This is a genomic window from Nocardia sp. NPDC060249 (assembly GCF_042728755.1).
In the GTDB taxonomy this organism is placed as follows: domain Bacteria; phylum Actinomycetota; class Actinomycetes; order Mycobacteriales; family Mycobacteriaceae; genus Nocardia.
Genome location: NZ_JBHXAQ010000007.1, coordinates 202,525 through 221,755 on the forward strand (window position 1 = coordinate 202,525; position 19,231 = coordinate 221,755).

General features: G+C 68.6%; 22 protein-coding genes. 3 read left to right on the forward strand and 19 right to left on the reverse strand.

The genetic code is table 11. From position 1 onward, the window contains the following. Positions 1 to 19 precede the first annotated feature (19 nt). The 6 genes from ACFWFP_RS24275 to hemL form a co-directional block, all read right to left on the reverse strand. Positions 20 to 1,648, reverse strand: coding sequence for a cytochrome c biogenesis protein ResB (locus ACFWFP_RS24275; protein WP_379298597.1), 1,629 nt, complete (start codon positions 1,646 to 1,648; stop codon positions 20 to 22). Next, positions 1,648 to 2,463: a cytochrome c biogenesis CcdA family protein gene (locus ACFWFP_RS24280; RefSeq protein ID WP_379298599.1), complete on the reverse strand. Its 816-nt coding sequence runs from the start codon at positions 2,461 to 2,463 to the stop codon at positions 1,648 to 1,650. The genes ACFWFP_RS24275 and ACFWFP_RS24280 overlap by 1 nt, the downstream gene beginning before the upstream one ends. Continuing rightward, complete coding sequence (locus tag ACFWFP_RS24285) at positions 2,460 to 2,696, reverse strand: hypothetical protein (RefSeq protein ID WP_131816568.1); 237 nt, start codon at positions 2,694 to 2,696, stop codon at positions 2,460 to 2,462. Before ACFWFP_RS24285 ends, ACFWFP_RS24280 begins: the two co-directional genes overlap by 4 nt. Beyond that, positions 2,693 to 3,334: a TlpA disulfide reductase family protein gene (locus ACFWFP_RS24290; RefSeq protein WP_379298601.1), complete on the reverse strand. Its 642-nt coding sequence runs from the start codon at positions 3,332 to 3,334 to the stop codon at positions 2,693 to 2,695. The genes ACFWFP_RS24285 and ACFWFP_RS24290 overlap by 4 nt, the downstream gene beginning before the upstream one ends. After that, entirely contained in the window at positions 3,331 to 3,948 is a 618-nt protein-coding gene (locus ACFWFP_RS24295; protein ID WP_378943160.1) for a histidine phosphatase family protein, read from the reverse strand. The genes ACFWFP_RS24290 and ACFWFP_RS24295 overlap by 4 nt, the downstream gene beginning before the upstream one ends. Before the next feature lie 119 nt (positions 3,949 to 4,067). Then, the gene (hemL, locus tag ACFWFP_RS24300; protein ID WP_379298603.1) at positions 4,068 to 5,387 is read right to left on the reverse strand and encodes a glutamate-1-semialdehyde 2,1-aminomutase; all 1,320 of its coding nucleotides are present in this window, start codon (positions 5,385 to 5,387) and stop codon (positions 4,068 to 4,070) included. 207 nt (positions 5,388 to 5,594) lie between these two features. Between hemL and ACFWFP_RS24305 the strand changes: the two genes are divergently transcribed. Further along, positions 5,595 to 5,981 (forward strand): hypothetical protein, encoded by a 387-nt coding sequence (locus ACFWFP_RS24305; RefSeq protein ID WP_379298605.1) that lies wholly within the window; start codon positions 5,595 to 5,597, stop codon positions 5,979 to 5,981. On the opposite strand, the gene ACFWFP_RS24310 is transcribed toward ACFWFP_RS24305, so the two are convergent. From ACFWFP_RS24310 to ACFWFP_RS24330, 5 genes are all read right to left on the reverse strand, one after another. After that, positions 5,982 to 6,206, reverse strand: a complete 225-nt coding sequence (locus ACFWFP_RS24310; protein WP_143875995.1) for a hypothetical protein — start codon at positions 6,204 to 6,206, stop codon at positions 5,982 to 5,984. Positions 6,207 to 6,282: 76 nt separating this feature from the next. Further along, a complete protein-coding gene (locus ACFWFP_RS24315) occupies positions 6,283 to 6,546 on the reverse strand; it encodes a hypothetical protein (protein WP_379298607.1) in 264 nt (87 codons plus the stop codon). Positions 6,547 to 6,756: 210 nt separating this feature from the next. Beyond that, positions 6,757 to 7,269, reverse strand: a complete 513-nt coding sequence (locus ACFWFP_RS24320) for a hypothetical protein (RefSeq protein ID WP_379298609.1) — start codon at positions 7,267 to 7,269, stop codon at positions 6,757 to 6,759. Next, positions 7,266 to 8,243 carry a porphobilinogen synthase gene (hemB, locus tag ACFWFP_RS24325; protein WP_379298611.1) on the reverse strand — a complete coding sequence of 326 codons (978 nt, stop codon included), beginning with the start codon at positions 8,241 to 8,243 and terminating at the stop codon, positions 7,266 to 7,268. The genes ACFWFP_RS24320 and hemB overlap by 4 nt, the downstream gene beginning before the upstream one ends. A gap of 42 nt (positions 8,244 to 8,285) precedes the next feature. Continuing rightward, a complete protein-coding gene (locus ACFWFP_RS24330; protein ID WP_379298613.1) occupies positions 8,286 to 9,464 on the reverse strand; it encodes a serine hydrolase domain-containing protein in 1,179 nt (392 codons plus the stop codon). A gap of 254 nt (positions 9,465 to 9,718) precedes the next feature. Between ACFWFP_RS24330 and ACFWFP_RS24335 the strand changes: the two genes are divergently transcribed. Continuing rightward, positions 9,719 to 9,997 carry a hypothetical protein gene (locus ACFWFP_RS24335; protein WP_364403472.1) on the forward strand — a complete coding sequence of 93 codons (279 nt, stop codon included), beginning with the start codon at positions 9,719 to 9,721 and terminating at the stop codon, positions 9,995 to 9,997. A 56-nt stretch (positions 9,998 to 10,053) separates the two neighbouring features. Here the strand turns inward: ACFWFP_RS24335 and ACFWFP_RS24340 are convergent, their stop codons facing one another. The 5 genes from ACFWFP_RS24340 to ACFWFP_RS24360 form a co-directional block, all read right to left on the reverse strand. After that, positions 10,054 to 11,628 (reverse strand): bifunctional uroporphyrinogen-III C-methyltransferase/uroporphyrinogen-III synthase, encoded by a 1,575-nt coding sequence (locus tag ACFWFP_RS24340; RefSeq protein ID WP_067449880.1) that lies wholly within the window; start codon positions 11,626 to 11,628, stop codon positions 10,054 to 10,056. Further along, complete coding sequence (gene hemC, locus ACFWFP_RS24345; RefSeq protein WP_379298615.1) at positions 11,625 to 12,656, reverse strand: hydroxymethylbilane synthase; 1,032 nt, start codon at positions 12,654 to 12,656, stop codon at positions 11,625 to 11,627. Before hemC ends, ACFWFP_RS24340 begins: the two co-directional genes overlap by 4 nt. Then, a complete protein-coding gene (locus tag ACFWFP_RS24350) occupies positions 12,653 to 14,125 on the reverse strand; it encodes a glutamyl-tRNA reductase (protein WP_379298617.1) in 1,473 nt (490 codons plus the stop codon). Before ACFWFP_RS24350 ends, hemC begins: the two co-directional genes overlap by 4 nt. A gap of 76 nt (positions 14,126 to 14,201) precedes the next feature. Continuing rightward, on the reverse strand, positions 14,202 to 15,065 hold the full coding sequence (locus ACFWFP_RS24355; RefSeq protein ID WP_378634153.1) for a redox-sensing transcriptional repressor Rex: 864 nt from the start codon (positions 15,063 to 15,065) through the stop codon (positions 14,202 to 14,204). A 207-nt stretch (positions 15,066 to 15,272) separates the two neighbouring features. Further along, positions 15,273 to 15,554: a glutaredoxin family protein gene (locus ACFWFP_RS24360; protein ID WP_379298619.1), complete on the reverse strand. Its 282-nt coding sequence runs from the start codon at positions 15,552 to 15,554 to the stop codon at positions 15,273 to 15,275. Between the two features lie 88 nt (positions 15,555 to 15,642). Between ACFWFP_RS24360 and ACFWFP_RS24365 the strand changes: the two genes are divergently transcribed. Continuing rightward, positions 15,643 to 16,668, forward strand: coding sequence for an HAD family hydrolase (locus ACFWFP_RS24365; protein ID WP_378815460.1), 1,026 nt, complete (start codon positions 15,643 to 15,645; stop codon positions 16,666 to 16,668). Here the strand turns inward: ACFWFP_RS24365 and ACFWFP_RS24370 are convergent. The 3 genes from ACFWFP_RS24370 to ACFWFP_RS24380 form a co-directional block, all read right to left on the reverse strand. Continuing rightward, a complete protein-coding gene (locus ACFWFP_RS24370) occupies positions 16,665 to 17,681 on the reverse strand; it encodes a lysophospholipid acyltransferase family protein (protein WP_379298621.1) in 1,017 nt (338 codons plus the stop codon). The genes ACFWFP_RS24365 and ACFWFP_RS24370 overlap by 4 nt on opposite strands. Next, positions 17,678 to 18,712, reverse strand: a complete 1,035-nt coding sequence (locus ACFWFP_RS24375; RefSeq protein ID WP_379298623.1) for an NAD-dependent epimerase/dehydratase family protein — start codon at positions 18,710 to 18,712, stop codon at positions 17,678 to 17,680. Before ACFWFP_RS24375 ends, ACFWFP_RS24370 begins: the two co-directional genes overlap by 4 nt. 234 nt (positions 18,713 to 18,946) lie before the next feature. Further along, complete coding sequence (locus ACFWFP_RS24380) at positions 18,947 to 19,048, reverse strand: 30S ribosomal protein bS22 (RefSeq protein ID WP_003402602.1); 102 nt, start codon at positions 19,046 to 19,048, stop codon at positions 18,947 to 18,949. Between the last annotated feature and the right edge of the window lie 183 nt (positions 19,049 to 19,231).

Here is a 19,231-nt window from a genome sequence, read left to right on the forward strand (position 1 = left end):
TCCATGTCGAGTGCGCGCATCACTTCTCCGCTCCCAGCAGCCGTGTCCGCAGTCGATCGAACTCGGCGCCCCAGCCGGCTTGATCGCTTCTGGCCAGGCCACCCATTTCTACTACGGTGCGTCGTTGACCCACGGTACCTGCCGCGGCCTCGGCCGGGTACGCCCGGACCCAGATCCGCCGCCGTTTCAGCAACAGCGACACCAGCAGACCGGCCATCATCGTCAGCGCGCTCACCAGCACCCACTGCTGGGCGGGGTCGTGCGAGACCTGCAGGTTCACGAATTCCTCGGCGCCGTCGAAGGTGACCTTCGCCCCGCTGGGCAACGTGGTCGACTCGCCGGGACGCAGGTTGACCCGCGCTTCCTTGGTCAAGCGACCCTGCTTGATCATCTCCGGGTCCAGCGAGAACAGCGACTGCGAGCGACCGGTGTCCAGGCCGGTATTGCCGCGGTAGACGTCGACCGCGACCGCCGGATCGTCCATCCGCGGGAACGACGAGGTGAGCAGGCTGCCGTGGAACATCGCGGTCGGCGCGAACAGGCCTTCGATGGCGATCTGGTTCTGCCGCCGTTCCTCGTCGGTGGCGTACATGCCGCCGGGCGGGTCGATGCGCAGCACACCGCTGGACAGGAAGGTCTGGGCGTCGTCGGGCCGCCACTGGATGGTCTCGGTGCGGGTCTGCCCGTTGGGGAAGGTTACGGTGAACGTCGGCGCGAAGCCGTGCCCCTGCAGGTAGACGCGGTCACCGGCGACCCGCAACGGGTGGTTCACCCGCAGCTCGGTGCTGCGCCACGTGTCGGTGCTGAGGTCGGCACCCGCCTGGTACTCGATGTTCGAGTGGAACATCTCGGCCTGGCCGGTGGGCAGGTAGTCGGCCTTGAAGTCCTTGACCTTGACGCACAGCGGCGTCATCCCGGTGCCGTCGTTGGTGTTGCCCGCGCGGAACGAGTCGAACACCGCGGGCGACGTGGTGCAGAAGCCGGGACCGTCGTTGGCGATCACGATGACATTGCCCTCGTACCCCAGCAGCTTGCCCAGCGCGATCGCGACCAGCAGCCCCACCAGCGACAGGTGGAACACCAGATTGCCGAACTCGCGCAGGTAGCCCTTTTCCGCGGACAGCGTCACCTCGCCCTCGCGCCGGCCGCGACGAACCTCGGTCCGCCACCCTCGCAAGGAAACCTCGGCGGCCTCGATCACCTCGTCGGGGGTCCGGTCGTCGGTCTCGCTGAAGTGGTGCGGCAACCGGCCCAGGTTGCGCGGCGCGGGCACCGGCGGGGTCCGCAGAGCCCGGTAGTGGTCCCAGCAGCGCGGCAGGATGCAACCGACCAGCGAGATGAACAGCAGCACGTAGATGGCGGTGAACCAGAAGCTGCCGAACACGTCGAACAGTTCGAACCGGTCCATCCACGGGCCCAGCGTCGGACGGTCGGCGATGTACTGGTCGACCTTCTGCGCGTTGAGGCTGCGCTGCGGCAGCAGGGCGCCGGGGATCGCGGCGAGGGCGAGCAGGAACAGCAGCACCAGCGCGGTGCGCATGCTCGTGAGGCCGCGCCAGGAATTACGGACCAGGGCCCAGACCCGGCCCAGCAGCGACTGCCGGACGGGCGGGGTGGGGGTGGTCGTAGTGGTCAGCGTGTCAGTCATCAGATCGGAAGAGTCACCTCGGAGACGAACCCGTCACGCACCCAGCTGACGAACTGGTCCCAAGCCCCCGTGACCAGCGCGACGCCGACGGCGACGAGCAGAACACCCCCTACTACCTGAATGGTGCGCGAATTGCGCCGCAGCCAGCCGACCCCGCGCAACGCACCGGCCGACCCGAAGGCCAGCACCACGAACGGCAGCCCGAGACCGAGGCAGTAGGCGACGATCAACGTCACCCCGCGCACGGCGGTGGTGCCCTCGGTCCCCGCGGACACCGCCATCACACCCGACAGCGTCGGCCCGAGGCACGGTGTCCAACCGAGCGCGAACACCCCGCCGAGCAGCGGCGCGCCGAGGATGCTGGTGAGCCTGCGCGGCTCCATCCGCGTGTCGCGCTGCAGGGCGGGCACCAGGCCGATGAACACCAGACCCATCAGGATCGTCACCACACCGCCGATGCGCTGCAGCAGTTCCCGATTCACATTGAGGGTCTGGATCACGCCGAAAACAGTGGCCGTGGCCAGCACGAACACCACCGTGAACCCGGCGACGAACAGCCCGGCGGCACCGGCCACCCGCATCTTCGCGCTACGGCGCTGCGCGGTGAGTATGCTCGCCTGCGCGTTGGTGGCAGGCGGCGCCTCGGCACCGACCAGCCCGGCCAGATACGACAGATAGCCGGGGACGAGCGGCACGACACACGGTGAAGCGAACGACACCAGGCCCGCGAGCAGGCAGGCTCCCAGCGCCAGCAGAAGCGGACCCGATGCCGCGGTCTGCTGGAAGGAATCCCCGACTGCGGCGAGCGGAATCACTCGTCGGTGTCCGTATCCATGTCCTGCTGCTCGTCGCGCGGCAACGACAGGGTGCGCTCGGTCTCGGCCGGTTCAGCGGGGCCGAAATCGAACAGACCGGCACCGGCGACACTGCGCGGCACGGTCGCGATGCCGGCCCAACGGTCATCGACCGTCCAGCCCGCACCCATTCGGCGCGCGCCCTGACGGGGACGACACGCGGTCAGATTTCCTGGACGACGACGGCTGCTCACTGCTTCTCCTCGGCGGCGATGCGCTCGACCACGGGCTGAAGGTCTTCGGCCAATAGCGAGCGAAGGAAGACCGCGGCGACCCGGTGCTGACGATCCAGGATCAACGTGGTCGGAATAACACTGGTGGGAAAGTTTCCGCCGAGAGCGAGCAAGGTCCGCATCGACGGGTCGTAGATGGACGGGTATTCGATCTTGTTGTCCACTACGAAGTCCTGGGCTTTGTCGCGCTGATGGTCACGGACATTGATCCCCAGGAACGCGACGCCTTGATCTCTGGTCGCCGCGAAGACTTTTTCGAGAGCGGGCGACTCGGCGCGGCACGGGCCACACCACTGTCCCCACAGGTTCACGACCACGATCTGGTTCGGGAAATCGTCGACCGAAACGGTCTTTCCCTCGTTCATCAGATCGGGCCCCGAGAGCGTGCCGATCGTCCCGCGCGTGGCGGGCGGATCGTAATAGATATCCGTTTTACCACCGGGTGAGACGAATTCGAAGGTCCCACCGCCGGTGGCTACCGCATCGGTACCCGTCGAACAGCCCGCCGCGGCGATGATCACCAGCAGGGCGGACAGGACGGCGATCAGCGCCCGCGGCCGACGGCCACGGGCGGTTCCCGACGAGGTGAAGCGTGTCATGCGCCGTGAACCGACGGATCCGACGCCCCGGCGGGCTCGGAATAGACGATGTCGACGAGCGTGTCGCCGTGATAGACCAGCGAGGTCAGCGACGCCAGCGAGCACTGCCGGTTGCGCGGGTCGTGCCACAACCGCTGCCCCTGCAGGAATCGGCGCAGCGTCCACACGGGCAGCTGATGCGAGACCAGCACCACCTCGTGACCGGCGGCCTCGACGCGGGCCTTGTTCACCGCGGCGAGCATGCGATGAGCGATCTGCAGGTACGGCTCGCCCCAGGACGGGGTGAACGGGTCGCGCAGTTTCCACCAGTGCCTCGGCTTGCGCAGGGCCCCGTCACCGACGGAGACGCGCAGGCCCTCGAAGGTGTTGCCCGCTTCGATCAGGTTCTCGTCGGTGCGCACGATCAGGTCGTGGGCGGCCGCGATCGGCGCCGCGGTCTCCTGCGCGCGCTGCAGCGGGGAGGCGATCACCATCGCGATGTCGTGGTCGGCCAGCGAGCGCGCGACGGCACCGGCCTGCGAGCGACCGGCCACCGAGAGGCTGAAGCCGGGCAGGCGGCCGTAGAGGATGCCGTTCGGGTTGTGCACCTCGCCGTGGCGCAGCACGTGCACGATGGTTTCGACGCTCGACGGGTCGTCGTCGAGGGCGGGCGGCGCGGCGGCGGGGGCAGGATGGGGCGCCTCGTCGCTATCCGCCGGGACTGGGGCGAATTCTGCGTCGGGCTGGTCGGAGCTCACGCTGGGGATCCTTCGGGGGTTGCGGCCGCGGCCGCGAGGGCGGCGGCGGGCAGAGCGGCGGCGATACGGTCGAACGCGTCCTCGTCGAGTGCCGCGGAGACGAACCATGCCTCGAACGCGCTCGGCGGCGCGTACACGCCCGCGTCGAGCAGAGCGTGGAAGAAGGCAGGGTAACGCCAGGTCTGGCTCGCTTTGGCGGCGGCGTAGTCGGTCACCGGACGCTCGGCGAAGAACACGCTCACCATATTGCCTGCGAACTGGACTTGATGCTCGACACCGGCCTCTGTCAGGGCTTTCGCGAACAGCGAGCCGAGGCGGTCGGCGTTGCGGTCCAGCGCCGCGTACACCTGCGCGTCGGCCGCACGCAGCGTCGCCAGGCCCGCCGCGACGGCCACGGGGTTACCGGACAGCGTGCCCGCCTGATACACCGGGCCGAGCGGAGCGAGGTTGTTCATGATCTCGGCGCGACCGCCGAACGCGGCGGCGGGCAGGCCACCGCTCATCACCTTGCCGAAGGTGTAGAGGTCACCGGCGACGCCTTCGTGGCCGTACCACCCCGACGCGCTGACCCGGAACCCGGTCATCACCTCGTCCATGATCAGCAGCGCGCCGTGGTCGTGGGCGAGGGTGCGCAGGCCCTCGTTGAAGCCGGGCAGCGGCGCGACCGCGCCCATGTTGCCCGCGGCGGCCTCGGTGATGACGCACGCGATCTGACCGGAGTGCGCGTCGAAGGCGGCGGCGACGGCGGCGAGGTCGTTGTAGGGCAGCACGATGGTGTCGGCGGCCTGCGCGCCGGTGACGCCCGGCGAGGTCGGCAGGCCGAGGGTCGCGACACCGGAGCCCGCGTCGGCCAGCAACGCGTCGACGTGGCCGTGGTAGCAGCCGGAGAATTTGATGATCTTGGATCGGCCGGTGAAGCCGCGGGCCAAGCGGACCGCGCTCATCGTGGCCTCGGTACCGGAGTTCACCAGGCGGACCCGCTCGACGGGGTCGACGCGGGCGGCGATGGCTTCGGCGAGCTCGATCTCGGCCTCGGTCGGCGCACCGAACGACAGTCCGCTCGTCGCGGCCTTCTGCACGGCCTCGACGACGGCGGGGTGGGCGTGACCGAGGATCATCGGCCCCCAGGAGCACACCAGATCGACGTAGTCGTTGCCGTCGGCGTCGGTGAGCGTGTAGCCGCTCGCGGAGGTGATGAACCGTGGCGTACCGCCGACCGAGTTGAACGCACGAACCGGGGAATTGACGCCACCCGGGATCACGGCGGCCGCCCGCTCGAAGAGCTGGGCCGAAACCGGTACCTGCGTAAGACTCACGGATTCCAGTGTCTCAGTTCGCCTCGGCACGCCGGACGACAGGGTGGAGCACAGTGACCCAGACCGCAGCGACCCACCGACGACACGCCCGACACGCCGCCCCGATCGACGAAAGAATTCGATCTAGGCCCATTGGCCTGCGACTACGCTCCGTGCGGCTCAGCACCTGGGCCAGAGGGAAATCAGCTATCAGCGAGAGGGTATTTCATGCGTTTCGGCGTCACCAGCACTGCCCTTGGCACGGGATTCATCGCGGCGGGAGTGCTCTTCGGTTCGGGTTCGGCCACCGCGTTCGCACCGCTGGCCCAGCCCGATCGGATCGGTGCCCAACTCAGCCACGAGGAGACCGTGGCCCTCGGGTCGGGGCCGATTCCGGCGATCACCGCCATGCTCGTGCCCGCCAATCGGATCGGCGTGGGTCTGCACACCGACACCGACCTGTACCGCGACGCCGACGGCGGTATCCACGCCACCCTGCGTCAGGTGGTGACGGAAGCGGCGGCCCATCCCGACGGCACCGTCTCCGTCTTCCTGAACGCACCCGGCACGCGCGGCGGCCGGGTCGTCGACGTCTACCAGCAGTGGACCAGCTGATCAGGTGTACATGCAGGGCACTTCGGCCGAGATCGTGTGCAGCTGGCACATGATGCCGTTGTAGATCCCGCTCGAGCCGGTCTCCGGGGCGAAACCGTCGGCGGCCGGCTCGGCGATCATCGGGGTGAGCGGCAGGCCGGGGGCGGCCTGGGCGGGCGCCGCGGCCAGGGCGATCGTCGCCACCGCGGCGGCGACGGTACAGATTCCTGCGGTCAGTCTGGTCATCGATTCCTCCTCGAGGGAGCCCGCGGTGCGAGCTCGCGTCCCGAACCCCCACGCACACATCGGAATTCGGCTTCCGCTAGATCATCGGTTCGACGCCGCGCGGTGCTACAGATCCGCGGTAGAACCTGGCGACGACATCGATCACCAGCAGCCCGCTCACGATCACCAGCGCACAGGCGAGCAACAGCATCGGCGGCACGTAGCGCACCGCCACGAAGCCGGGGTGCTCCTCGGTACCGGCGAATTCGGTCGTGCGCCGTGCGGCACGCCAGCTGACGACCGCGCAGGCCAGGAAGAGCACGGCGAAGCCGAGTTCGAACAGCGCGATCCAGCGTCTCATTCCTGCGATCCTGCCAGGGGCGAGATCGAATCAGCCGACCAGGCTCGGTAGCAGAATCAGCGCGATGACGGCGAGAGTGAGCACAACCATCAGCCCGATGACCAACAGGTCGCGTCGCAGGCTGTGTGGTTGCTCGATCACCACGCGCATCATTGCCTCCGCTTCCCCGGCTCACCCGGTGTGATAAACCTCACCATACACTGTGTGGTGTCACTTCCGGCGGGACTGGAAGTACTTCGTCGACTCCGGCCGATAGCTGAGGAACGCGGCCCCCGCGGCGAGCACGCCCTGCACGATCGCCGAGCCACCCGCCACGATCGTCGCGGCATTGGCGACGGCGGAGAAGCTGAACATGGTCGCGACGGCGCCGAGTCCGAGCCAGATCGCGACGACCGTGAGCACCGTGCGCGCCCAGCTCTTGCCACGGCCGAGCTGATGCGCGATGGCCACGGTGACACCGGCCAGCAGCACGCCGACCAGCGCGGTCAGCCCGAAAGCCACCAGCACCATCGCATCGACGGTGGACGCCGGGAAGTTCGGATCCGACTTGTGCATCTCGTCGAGGAACTGCTTGCTGAGCTTGTCGCGCTCCCCGGTCATGGTGATGACGCTGGCGAAGGTGTAGACGACACCGAGGCCGGCGATTCCCCACCACAGTTGACGGGCGGTGCCGACGTCTTCCGGCATGGGAAGGGTTTCGGGTTTGTTCGGTGGAACGATCACGACAGCCAGTGTGCTGCCTCGGTCGCCCAGTAGGTGAGCACGATGTCCGCGCCTGCCCGCCGGATGCCGATCAGCGACTCCAGGATCGAGGCCCGGCGATCGATCCAGCCACGCTCGGCGGCGGCGGTGATCATCGCGTACTCGCCGGAGATCTGATACGCCGCGACGGGGACCGTCGAACGGTCGGCGACGTCGCGCAGGATGTCGAGGTAGGACATCGCGGGCTTCACCATCACGATGTCGGCGCCCTCGGCGAGGTCGAGGTCGAGCTCGCGCAGCGATTCGCGGCGATTGGCCGGATCCTGCTGGTAGGTGCGGCGATCGCCCTCCAGCGACGAGCCGACGGCCTCACGGAACGGGCCGTAGAAGGCCGAGGCGTACTTGGCCGCGTAGGCCAGGATGGCGGTGTCGGTGCGGCCGACCGCGTCGAGGCCGCGCCGGATCGCGCCGACCTGTCCGTCCATCATGCCGCTGGTTCCGAGCAGATCCGCACCGGCTTCGGCCTGCGACAGCGCCATCTCCACGTAGCGGTGCAGGGTGGCGTCGTTGTCGACCGCGCCATCGGTGCCGATGACCCCACAGTGACCGTGATCGGTGAATTCGTCGAGGCAGGTGTCGGCCATGATCACCGTCGCGTCCCCGACTTCTTCGGCCAGGGCGCGCAGACCGCGGTTCAGGATCCCGTTCGGATCACTGGCCTGGCTGCCGGAGGGATCCTTGTCCTCGGGCAGCGGCACCCCGAACAGCATCAGCCCGCCCACCCCGGCGGCCACCGATTCCACGGCGGCCTTGCGCAGCGAGTCCAGCGAGTGCTGATACACCCCCGGCATCGAGCTGATCTCCCGCGGCTCGTCGAGTCCATCGGCTACGAACATCGGCAGCACCAGCTGACGCGGCTGCAGTGTGGTCTCGGCGACGAGTCGACGCAATGCGGGTGTCCTGCGCAACCGCCGCGGGCGGTCGAAAGCGGTCATAGCCCGCAGAATACGCCTGTCCCCCGATGGTCGCCGCAGCGCCTACAACGGGTCGCGACGGCGGGCGGTTTCGCCCAGAATCTGCTCGAAAGTTGCGAAGACCGGGGAGGGGCCCGCCGAACTCCAGGTTTCGTTGGTGAGCAGGATCGCGGTCACCGCGCCGTCGTTGGACCAGGTCGAGCCGAGTCCGCCTGCCCAGCCGTAGGCACCTGCGCGTGGGCCATCGGGTTGGTCGCGTAACTGGACGCCGACGCCGTAACCCCACCCCGCGCTGTCGCCGGGGCCGGGCCCGCCGCGGGCCAGTTGCTCGGCGGTGAGGTGGTTGGTGGTCATGGCCGCGACGGCGTGCTCGGACAGCACCCGGGTGCCGTCGAGTTCGCCGCCGTCGCGCAGCATCCGCGCGAAGCGGTAGTAGTCGGCGACGGTGGAGACCAGGCCGTCGCCGCCCCCTTCGAAGGCGGGCGGAGTGCTCCATTGACCGTCGACGGGGTCGAAGACCGTGCGGGCGCCGTCTGTTTCCGCGTAGTGCGGGCCGAATCGGGCCAGCTTGCCGGGCGGGACGGAGAAACCCGTGTCTGTCATGCCGAGCGGGCGCAGAACTCGTTCGGCCAGGAATTCCGAGAGCGGCCGGTCCGCTGCCCTGGCGACCAGGAAGCCGAGGATCGACGCGCCGACGTGATAGAGCCAGCGTTCGCCGGGCTGATATTGCAGGGGCAGGGTGCCGAGCCGGCGCAGCCAGGTGTCCGGGGGCAACATCCGCGCGGGCGTCGGCGGGCCCCAGCCGAGGTCGAGGTCACTCCAGGCGGCGTCGAACGGCTTGGGTGAGAAGTCGGCGAAATCCATGCCCCAGCCGAGGCGGAAGGTCAGCAGGTCGTCGACGGTGATCGGGCGGTTCGCCGCGACCGTGTCGGTGACGTCGGCGGTGGGGTTCGCGAGAACGCGCGCGCCGGCGAGTTCCGGGAGCAACCGGTCGACCGGTTCGGCCGGGTCGAGTACGCCGTCGTCGATCAGAATAGAGGCCGCGACCGCGGTGAGCGGTTTGGTCATCGAGGAGATCCGGAAGATCGTGTCGGTGCGTATCGGGGTGGCGCGGGTGGCGTCGAGATGACCGATGGCGCCGGTGGCGACGTCGTCTCCGGTCGCCACGAGCCAGGCAAGGCCGAGCAGTTCGTCCGCCGCGATGTGCGCGCCGAGCCGCTTGCCGATCTCGTCCACCGTCATCGCCTCTCCTCGGGTTGCCTTGCGCTACTAGACCACAGCGGTCCGACAGCTACTGACGAATCAGCACCGGCGGCGCTTCACCGAGGTCGGCGACCGGCCACGGCGAACCTGTGGATAATATCGAAACCCACTGGAGCTCAATGGCTTCCGCGAGAGATCGACGAAACCTGTCGGTACCCCTCGGTATAATCGAAAGCGTGTTCGAGGGTTCCGACGATCGGGGGCGGGACCCAAACGCAACGGGAGGACGCCGAATGAATGCCATTGCCGCTCAGACCACTTTCATCACCGCGCCGTACGTGCCGCTCGAGAAGAAGCGGCTGCCAGCGGGCCGTCCGCGCCGCTGGTACGTGGCGCACAATCGTCGGCTCAAGGCCATGCGGTTGACGATCGCGCTGCTGGATTCCGGTGTGTACCTACCCAATCAGGCCACCAACGACACGATCCGGCGCACCGCCGAGAAGATCGACATCCGCCCGCCGTCGGATGCCACCTGCCGACTGGTGCGCACCTTGCTGCGCTACAGCCGGTGACCCCGATACGCCGAAAGCCCGCCGTCGCGGGCGGGCTTTCGGGGTATCTGCTGAGATCAGCGACTGCTGCTGCGGCGGCTCTTCTTGCGCGGCGGCGGCAGCAGGCCCTCGGCGCGCAAGCGCGACGCGTGCTCGGCCAGTGCCTCCACCAGTGGGCCGACCTGAGCCGTCTCGGGCTGCACGTCCACCCGCAGACCGAACTCGATCGCGGTCTCGGCGGTCTTCGGGCCGATGCAGGCCACGATGGTGCGGGCGTGCGGCTTGCCCGCGATGCCGACCAGGTTGCGCACCGTGGAGGACGAGGTGAACAGGACCGCGTCGAAACCGCCGGTCTTGATCATCTCGCGGGTCTCCGCGGGCGGCGGCGAAGCGCGCACCGTGCGGTAGGCGGTGACGTCGTCGATCTCCCAGCCACGCTCACGCAGGCCCTCGGCCAGGGTCTCGGTGGCGATGTCGGCGCGGGGCAGCAGCACCCGGTTCACCGGATCGAACACGTCGTCGTAGGGCGGGAAGTCGGCGAGCAGACCTTCGGAGGACTGTTCGCCGCTGGGCACCAGTTCGGGGTTGATACCGAAGGAGCGCACCTTCTCCGCGGTGGCCTCGCCCACACAGGCGATCTTCACACCGGAGAACGCACGGGCGTCCAGACCGAACTCGGCGAACTTCTCCCACACCGCGCGCACCGCGTTGGTGGAGGTGAACACCACCCACTGGTAGCGCCCGTCGACCAGGCCCTTCACCGCCCGTTCCATCTGGGCGGGGCTGCGCGGCGGTTCCACCGCGATGGTCGGCACCTCGATCGGGATCGCGCCGTGGGTGACGAGCCGCTCGCTCATCTCCCCCGCCTGATCCTTGGTGCGCGGGACGAGCACGGTCCAGCCGTAGAGGGCACGCGACTCCCACCACGACATCTTGGCGCGCTTGTCGACTTCCTTGCCGACCGTCACGACCAGCGGGCCGACGAGCTCGGACGCGGCGTTGTTCAGCGAGGCCAGCGTGGCCTCGATGGTGCGCTGCTGACGAGTGGTGCCACGCACAGTGACCGCGACCGGCGTCTGTGGCGCCAGACCGTGTTCCACCAGCGCGCTCGCGGTCTCGGCCAGGTGACCGGAGGTGGCGTGCAGCACCAGCGGGCCGGGGGCGGCGGCCAGCGCCGACCAGTCGACCTCGCCGCGCACATCGGCCTCGGTGTGCCCGGAGCCCAGCGCGATGCCCGCGTAGCTGGGCACGGCCGAGCCGTTGGGCAGGCCAGGCAGCACCTCGAACACCATGTGCGAGCGGGTGACGGCGTTGACCTCGTTGATCACCGAGTCGGTGGTCAGCGGGTCGCCGGTGACGATGCGGACCACGTCGTGACCGTTGCGGGCCTCGGCGATCAGCGTCTTGGCCACCTCGGCGGGTTCACCGAGAGCGGGCCGCACGTCGACCGGGCTCTCGCCGTCCTCGCCCACCTCGACCGCGCTACCGATCAGGGCGAGCACGCCCTTGTCGACATCAGGGTCGGTGAACGCCAGCATCGCCCGCTCGAGCACCTCACGGGCACGCACGGTCAGCAGGGCCGGGTCGCCGGGGCCGGATCCGACGAAAAGGATCCGCCCTGGTTGCTTCTTGGTAGCTCGGCTGCTGCTCATCGGTTGTTCTCCATCGGGCTGGAATTAGTGAAGTCGGTGGGTGCCGGTTCGTCTGTGACGCTCAGCAACGCGCGAGCACCCAGGTCCAGCAGTTCGCGCGCCAGCGTGCGACCGAGTTCGGCCGCGTCTTTCGGCGCCCCGACGATCGAGGCGCGTAGGACGTCGGAGCCGTCGATCGCGGCGGCACAGGCGCGCAGCGAGAGTTCGTCGAAGATCCGGCCGTCCTCGTCGATCGACTCGACGATCTCGGCGAGCGCTCCGATCGGTGCGGTGCAGCCTGCCTCGAGCTCACCGAGCAGCGAACGCTCGGCGAGCACCGCAGCTCTGGTCGCGGCATCGTCCAGCCCGGCGAGTATCTCGATCAATTGCGGGTCGTCACTGCGGCATTCGACCGCGAGCGCGCCCTGCGACGGGGCGGGCAGCATCTGCACGGGTTCGAGCGATTCGGTGATCTCGTCGGTGCGCCCGATCCGGCACAGGCCTGCCCGGGCGATGACGATCGCGTCGAGTTCGCCCTCGCTCACCTTGCGCAGGCGGGAGTCGATATTGCCGCGCAGCGGGAGGATGTCGAGGCCGAGGCCGAGTGCGCGCAGCTGTGCCGCACGGCGCGGGGCCGAGGTCCCGACGCGAGCACCGGCGGGCAGTTCGCCGAGGACCATGCCGTCGCGAGCCACCAGCGCGTCGCGCGGGTCCTCGCGCGGCGGGATCGCGGCGATGGTGAAGCGCGGGTCCTGCGCGGTGGGGAGGTCCTTATAGGAATGCACCGCGATGTCGATGCCGCCCGCGGCGAGCTCGTCGCGCAGCGCGGAGGTGAACACGCCGACACCGATCTTCTGCACCGGGTCCGAGGACAGGTCGCCCGGCGTCTTGATGACCACCAGTTCGGCGGGCTGGCCCACCGCGATCAGCGCATCACGGATAGTGCCCGCCTGTGTCAGCGCGAGCAGGCTGCCGCGCGTGCCGATCCGCCACGGCGCACTGCTGCTGCCTGCGGTCACGGTGTCCTCTTCCTGCACTGTCGTGGTCATGCGGTTTCCTCCTGCGCATGCCCGAGCGGCGCTGCGTGGTTTCGCATGCTGCCTGTGTCGGGTCTTGACTCGGTCAAGCGTGACGGCCCATCGCCGAGGTGGCCTGCGGTGAAGTCGTCGGCCAGCGCGGCCTCCGCCGCGGCGACCTCCATCGGGGCGGCAACCGCTTGTACCGCACCAGGTTTCAGTTCGAACAGCTCACGCAACGCTTCGGCGTAGCTGTCGCCGCCCGGCGTCGATGCCAGCTGCTTCACCCGCACGGTCGGCGCGTGCAGCAGCTTGTCGACCACGCGGCGCACCGTGCGTGCCACCTCGTCGCGGGCCGGGTCGGCCAGGTCGGGCAGCCGTGAATCGAGGCGGAGCAGTTCGGCCTCCACCACATCGGCGGCACGCTGACGCAGTGCGGCCACCGTGGGGGTGACCTCCGCCATGCGTTGCCCGGCAAGGTATTTGGCGAGTTCGTCGGCGACGATGACGCGCGCGGCGGCGGTGTCGTCGGCCGCGGCACCCGCGGCCGGATCGCGCTGCAGCGATTCGATGTCGATGACGGCGACGCCGGGCAAGCCCGCCACGGCGTGCTCCACATCGCGGGGCAGGCCCAGATCGCAGAAGACCAGGGGACGCTCGGCGGCGTCGGTGCGCGCCCGGCCCGCGAGCGCGCGATGGGTGTCGGCCAAGGTCACCACGGACCCGACCGCGCCCGTACAGGTGATCACGACATCGGTGCCCGCCATGGCCTCGGTGAGCCGCGACATCTCGACCGCCTCGGCGTCGACACCGTGCATGGCCCGCCCGGTTTCGGCAAGACGCTGGGCGCGTTCGAGGGTCCGGTTGACGACGATGATGCGCCCGATCCCGGCCCGCGACAGGTGTGCCACCGCCAGCCCGCCCATCGCGCCCGCACCGACCACCACCGCGGTCCGCCCGGCGAGATCGCCGACGACACCGCGCGCCCGATCCAGCGCCACCGACACCACCGAGGCACCGGCCCGGTCGATTCCGGTCTCCGAATGCACCCGCTTGCCGACCCGCAACCCGTGCTGGGCCAGCTCGTGCAGGGTGCGCCCGACCGCCTGCTGACCGTCGGCGCTGGCGTAGGCGCTGCGAATCTGGCTGAGCACCTGCTGCTCGCCGACGACCATCGAGTCCAGGCCGCTGGCGACCGCGAACAGATGCTCGGCCGCGGCTTCGCTGTAGCGCACGTAGGCGTGCTTGGTGAGATCGCCCAGCGGCAGTCCGGAATGCTTGGTGAGCAGCTCGCTCACCTCGCCGAGTCCACCGTGGAAGGCGTCGACGACCGCGTAGACCTCGACCCGATTGCAGGTGGAGACGATCATCGCCTCCGACACGTGGCTCGAGGCGAGCAGCCGATCCACCAGCTTCGGCCGATCGGCCTCACTGATGGCCACCTTCTCCAGCACCGACACCGGGGCGCTCCGGTGCGAAATCCCTACCAGCAGAACACTCATGACCGCACCTCGCCGGCGCTGTGTTTCGCCATGCGTGTCCGCACGCCGTGTCGCTGTTCAGCTCGCTGGCGCTCGCTCATGGCGTGATCACCGATCCCTTGGTGCTTGGCTCCGTTGCCGAGTGGGGCGTGGCCGAATGCGGCGCGGTACGCCGCGTCGGCCTGCCGCGAGCCGGTTCGACCGGTGCGGCATGGGTGAGGTGGTTCGGCGGCGGTACCCGGCGCGCGACACGGCCGGAGCCGACCTCGGCGATCTCGGGCAGCGCGGGCGCGTCGTTGCGGGCGGCGTCGAAGGACAGCATCTGCAGTTCCATCGCCAGGTCGACACGACGCACCTGGACATGGGCGGGCGCGCGCAGTTCCAGCGGCGCGAAACTCAGAATCGACGGCAGTCCGGCGTCGACGAGCCGGTCACACACGTCCTGGGCGGCTTCGTCGGGCACGGCCACCACCGCGATGGTCGGCGTCAGCGCCGGAATCTGCGCGGTCAGCTGCTCGACGTCGCGCACGACGAGACCGGCGTACGACTGGCCGATCACCGACGGGTCGTTGTCGAAGATCCCGACCACGGTGAAGCCTCGTACCCCGAATCCGCCGTAACCGACCAGCGCGCGGCCCAGGTTGCCCGCGCCGATCAGCACCACCCGATGTCCCTGCGACAGTCCGAGCACATCTTCGATCCTGGTGCGCAACTTGGCTACGTCATAGCCGACACCCCGCACACCGTTGGGTCCGAGGAAGGAAAGATCCTTGCGCAGCTTCGCCGAATTGACACCCGCCGCGACAGCGAGTTCCTCACTCGATACGATGACTACACCCTCGTCGGCCAACCCGGCGAGAACCCGGAGATAGGTAGCAAGACGAGTCACCGTGGCCTGCGGAATGTCCCGCACAAGAGCCTTGCCGGAGACGCCACTCGGCGTCTCGTGCTGCTCTGTCACGTCGTCGGCTCCTCGTTCCGGGCCTGATCGCGGTCCGGATCCTCTGTTTCGTTCACCGGTGTGGGTCGCTGCGATTACGAGAGCGCGACCGGTGCCATAGGGGCGGTACAAACCCGGCCACCGCCGCTGCGTGCCAGGGGCGGTGCGGATTGCGTGTCACCACCGTAACCGCTTGTGCAGGCGTTCACAAAGTCGGTGAATTCGGCCTCATTTTCCGTCGCGACCAGCGATCCGGCTCAGGTCCGCCCGCAAACGGGGCTCATCGACGTCGAAATAGCTGTGTTCACGGCCGTTCAACAGGACCACCGGCAGGCGATCACCGTATTCCGCGCGCAGTTCCGGCTCGCTGACCGCGGCTTCGTCGACGTCTACGGTGGCGACCGGGAGACCGAAATCACCACAGATCGTCCGCAATTGCTCCAGTGCCGTGCTGCACATGCCGCAACCAGCGCGGGTCAGCAGGGTCACCGTCGGTGTGGGATTAGTCATGAGCCCTATTTAATCCTCGAGCCCTCAGCGAGTTGTCGGTGCGGCCGGTTACTGTGGACATGGTTCGCGCGACTAGCGGAGGGTACTGGTGCCGGAACGTTCGAAGGTGACTAGGGCCGGATTCGTCGCAGGGCGATTCGGGGAGTTCCCTGCGCGGTGGCAGCCCAGCCGCCTCGGTCAGGAGCTACAGGAGCAGTTCGCACGGCTGCCACGCAGCCCGTTCGGACCGAGCGAAGAAGAGCTACGCGCCAACCTGGCCGGTGAGGCCAGTGCCGACGCCGCGCTCGAGCTGCACGATGCCGAGCTCGCCGAGCAGGGTGCCGACGCGGGCCCCGAGGTCCCGCGCGACCTCACCGCCGCGGCGTTCTTCGACGTCGACAACACCCTCGTGCAGGGTGCCTCGATCGTCCACTTCGCCCGTGGGCTGGCCGCGCGCAAGTACTTCAAGACCTCCGACCTGGTCGACGTCGCCTGGAAGCAGGTGAAGTTCCGGGTCACCGGCAAGGAGAACTCCTCCGACATGGTTTCGGGGCGGGAGAAGGCGCTCAGCTTCATCGCGGGCCGCCCCACCGCCGAACTCGCGGCCCTCGGCGAGGAGATCTACGACGAGATCATCGCCGACAAGATCTGGCCCGGCACCCGCGCACTCGCCCAGATGCACCTCGACGCCGGTCAGCAGGTCTGGCTGGTCACGGCCACCCCGGTCGAGCTGGCCAACGTGATCGCCAAACGCCTCGGCCTGACCGGTGCCCTCGGCACGGTCGCCGAGAGCGTCGACGGCAAGTTCACCGGCCGCCTGGTCGGCGACATCCTGCACGGCCTCGGCAAGGCGCACGCGGTGCGCACCCTCGCCATTCGCGAAGGACTCAACCTCAAGCGCTGCACCGCCTACTCCGACAGCCACAACGACGTCCCCATGCTGTCGCTGGTCGGCACCGCGGTGGCGATCAACCCTGACTCCGATCTGCGCGAAGTCGCGAAGAACCGCGGCTGGGAAATCCGCGACTTCCGCACCGGCCGCAAGGCGGCCAAGATCGGCGTCCCCACCGCGTTGGCGCTGGGTGCCGCCGGTGGCGCCGTGGCGGCCGTTGTCGCGCGCCACCGCGACACCTAGCCGAGCACGACGTTCCGGCGCTTGGCCAGCAGCTTGTAGAGGGTCTGCTGGATGGTCTCGCGGACCTGGTCGGTGACCTCGAACATCGTCATCGGGTCATCGGCCTCTTCCGGCTCGAACGCCGTGGTCGCGATCGGCTCACCGAATTCGATGTACCACTTCGACGGCATCGGCACCGCGCCCAGCGGCCCCAGATGCGGGAACAGCGGCGTCACCGGGAAGTACGGCAGTCCGAGCAGGCGTGCCAGCGGCTTGATATCGGCCAGTTTCGGGTAGATCTCCTCCGAGCCGACGATCGAGACCGGGATGATCGGCACCCCGGCCCGCACCGCCGCCGACACGAACCCGCCGCGCCCGAACCGCTGCAGCTTGTACCGGTCGGCGTAGTTCTTGCCGACGCCCTTGAACCCTTCCGGGAACACGCCGGCGATGTGCCCGGCGCGCAGCAGCCGCTCGGCATCGGGATGGCAGGCCAGCGTGTGCCCGGCCTTGCGAGCCAGAGCGCCGAGCAGCGGCATCTCGAAGATGAGGTCGGCGGCCAGCAGCCGCAGCGCCCGCTGATGCGGATGCTTGTCGTGCACGGCCAGCTGCAGCATCAGCCCGTCGATCGGCACGGTGCCCGCGTGATTGGCGACCAGCAGCGCGCCGCCCACGGCGGGGATGTTCTCGATCCCCGCGACCTCGACCCGGAACCAGTAGTCCGACAGCGGCCGCAGCGCGGGCAGGATCACCGATTCGAGCAGGTGCCGGTCGTAGCCGAACTCGTCGACCTGGTAGTCCCCGGTGAGCCTGCGGCGCGCGAACTCCGCGGTCCGTTCGATCTGCTCGCCGACGGCATCGCGCACGATGTCGGTCAGCGACTTCGGCGGCCGGGCGGGCATGCCCGGTCGGCGTTCGCTGAGGGAGGTGACCGGCATCGCCTGCATCGGCTGATCCGGCCATCGCCGGGTCTGCGGTCGCTGTCGGGTCTCGACGTTCACGTCGAGACGAATGACTTTCGCTCCCTCGTTCATGTACGCGCTCCTGTACCGGCCCCGATGAGACCGAGCAGTTTGTGTTCCGCGGCGTCGATCCAAGCCGGATCGAAGACAGGCCGCAACGCTGCGCCCGCGATGAAGTCGTCGAACGCCTGGATCGTGGTCCAGCGTGGGGTGAAACCGAGTTCGGTTCGCATACGGGTGGTGTCGAGCCCGCAGCCGAAATAGAAATAGTCGGGTTGTTCGCCACTGAATCCCCGCATGACCGGACCCATCAGCGAGCGGCCGACCGTGCGGAAGACGAAAAAGGGAACCGGCGCGACGATGCGCCCGGCACGGCGGATCGCCTGCGACATGGCCAGCGCGCCGTCACCGGCGATATTGACCGTGCCACCGTGTGCACGCTGCGCCGCGTGCACCAGCACCGCGACCGCGTCTTCCTCGTGCAGCAATTGCAGTCGGGCTTCGCGACCGAGAACGGTCGGAGTGATCGGCGAACGCAGATATTGCACGCCCCGATCGGCCAGGCGCGGACCGACGATCGGCGCGAAACGCAGAATCGACGCGGAAATGTCGGGCCTGCGGCGCGCCATTCCGCGCACCAGCGCCTCGATATCGATCATGTCGCGCGCGAACCAGCCCGCGGGCGGCGTGCGCGCGCCCATTTCCTCGGTGAATTTCGCCGGATCCTTGGCGCTGCAGCCGTACACCGCCGACGACGATCGCACCACCACGCGGCGCACCGACGGCGCTTTCTGACAGACGGCGAGCAATTGCATCGAGCCGAGGACATTGAGATCCTTCATCACCGCGCGACCGCCACCGGCGGGCGGACGGGTGAGCACAGCCGCGTGCACGACAGTGTCGACGTCGTTGCCCTCGACGACTTTGCGGATCAGCGGATTCCGGATATCGGCACGCACGAAGTCGGCACTACCCATTTTTCGCCGGAGTTCACGGCTGGGAGTCACGGTATCCACCGCGATGACACGTTCGACGCCGGGTTCGGCAGCCAGCCGTGCCGCGACATTGCCACCGAAGAAGCGGCTGGCACCGGTGACCAGCACAACTCTCGGTGCGTGTCTTTCCCGTGTATCGGAACTCGAACCTGACGCCACTCAAAGCCCCCTGCTCATCGTGTTTCGCGTACCAGAGTAGCCGCATTCACGCCACTCACCGTCACGATCTACAAGCTTTTAACACCGGCGACCCATCCTCGACCAGTGAGCTTCACAAACCCGCGCATTTCACAGCGCGAGCCCGCCACCTCGAAGGTGACGGGCTCGTCGCGGTACGCAGGCTTACTTGCCGAGTTTGCGCCGCTGAACACGCGTGCGGCGAAGCAGCTTGCGGTGCTTCTTCTTCGACATACGCTTGCGGCGCTTCTTGATCACAGAACCCATAGGGTTTCCTCGCGTTCTCTCTACTCGGCATACACACGCGGTGTTCACGTGCGTCGTTTGGCGTCCGCGCCGCCGGGGCAACCGGACACCACGAACGGTGCCACCGGCAGGCGGACACGAACCAGTTGTCCATGCTACCGGGGCACCCGAGCAGCAACGAAACCGCCCTTGTACCTGGCCGAA

Bases quoted from the DNA above. Each gene is read 5' to 3' on its own strand.
- ACFWFP_RS24335 (WP_364403472.1), top strand. From the start codon at position 9,719: ATGAATGCCATTGCCGCTCAGACCACTTTCATCACCGCGCCGTACGTG.
- ACFWFP_RS24370 (WP_379298621.1), bottom strand. From the start codon at position 17,681: ATGAACGAGGGAGCGAAAGTCATTCGTCTCGACGTGAACGTCGAGACC.
- ACFWFP_RS24380 (WP_003402602.1), bottom strand. From the start codon at position 19,048: ATGGGTTCTGTGATCAAGAAGCGCCGCAAGCGTATGTCGAAGAAGAAG.
- ACFWFP_RS24330 (WP_379298613.1), bottom strand. From the start codon at position 9,464: ATGACGGTGGACGAGATCGGCAAGCGGCTCGGCGCGCACATCGCGGCG.
- hemB (WP_379298611.1), bottom strand. From the start codon at position 8,243: ATGACCGCTTTCGACCGCCCGCGGCGGTTGCGCAGGACACCCGCATTG.
- ACFWFP_RS24360 (WP_379298619.1), bottom strand. From the start codon at position 15,554: ATGACTAATCCCACACCGACGGTGACCCTGCTGACCCGCGCTGGTTGC.
- ACFWFP_RS24275 (WP_379298597.1), bottom strand. From the start codon at position 1,648: ATGACTGACACGCTGACCACTACGACCACCCCCACCCCGCCCGTCCGG.
- hemC (WP_379298615.1), bottom strand. From the start codon at position 12,656: ATGACCACGACAGTGCAGGAAGAGGACACCGTGACCGCAGGCAGCAGC.
- ACFWFP_RS24340 (WP_067449880.1), bottom strand. From the start codon at position 11,628: ATGAGCAGCAGCCGAGCTACCAAGAAGCAACCAGGGCGGATCCTTTTC.
- ACFWFP_RS24290 (WP_379298601.1), bottom strand. From the start codon at position 3,334: ATGACACGCTTCACCTCGTCGGGAACCGCCCGTGGCCGTCGGCCGCGG.
- ACFWFP_RS24315 (WP_379298607.1), bottom strand. From the start codon at position 6,546: ATGAGACGCTGGATCGCGCTGTTCGAACTCGGCTTCGCCGTGCTCTTC.
- ACFWFP_RS24350 (WP_379298617.1), bottom strand. From the start codon at position 14,125: ATGAGTGTTCTGCTGGTAGGGATTTCGCACCGGAGCGCCCCGGTGTCG.
- ACFWFP_RS24310 (WP_143875995.1), bottom strand. From the start codon at position 6,206: ATGACCAGACTGACCGCAGGAATCTGTACCGTCGCCGCCGCGGTGGCG.
- ACFWFP_RS24305 (WP_379298605.1), top strand. From the start codon at position 5,595: ATGCGTTTCGGCGTCACCAGCACTGCCCTTGGCACGGGATTCATCGCG.